Source organism: Pseudomonas sp. UBA4194, assembly GCF_002379585.1.
Taxonomy (GTDB): Bacteria; Pseudomonadota; Gammaproteobacteria; order Pseudomonadales; family Pseudomonadaceae; genus Aquipseudomonas.
In genome coordinates, this window is sequence record NZ_DFUE01000073.1 from 2372 (window position 1) to 2904 (window position 533).

Genomic DNA, 533 nt, shown 5'->3' on the forward strand with positions numbered 1-533 from the left:
GAGGTAGACGCGCTCGTCGGTGTCGAAGTAGGCATAAACCTTGTCGGTGGACACGACGCTGGTCAGCGCGGTGACGTCGGCAGTGACGATGTTGCCGGCGGTGATCTCCGCGCGGCTGACGCGGCCACTGATCGGTGCGGTCACGCGGGTAAAGCTCAGGTTCAGCTTGGCCAGGTCCAGTTGCGCCTGGATTCCGGCCATGGCGGCGCGCGCCTCCTGGGCACTGCTACTGCGGGTTTCAGCCAGTTCTGCCGAGATGGCGTTGCTGGCCTGCAGGCGTTGACCGCGCTGGGCTTCATTGTCGCTGCGCGAAGAGTTGGCCCGAGCTTGCTGGAGCTGCGCTTCAAGGCGGCGCACTTCAGCCTGGAAGGGGCGCGGGTCGATCTGGAACAGCATGTCGCCCTTGTTGACCAGGGCTCCCTCGTTCACGCCTACCTGGTCAATCTGGCCCGACACGCGAGGGCGGCTTTCCTCGGTTTCCGGCCCTTCGAGGCGCCCCGTGCATTCGTCCCATTCCTTGACCCTTTTCTCCC

Annotated in this window: 1 protein-coding gene; it reads right to left on the reverse strand. The window is 65.1% G+C overall.

What is annotated here, in order from left to right:
• Positions 1–533 (reverse strand): efflux RND transporter periplasmic adaptor subunit (locus B3397_RS17710; RefSeq protein ID WP_296252589.1); only part of this gene is annotated, 533 nt, incomplete at both ends.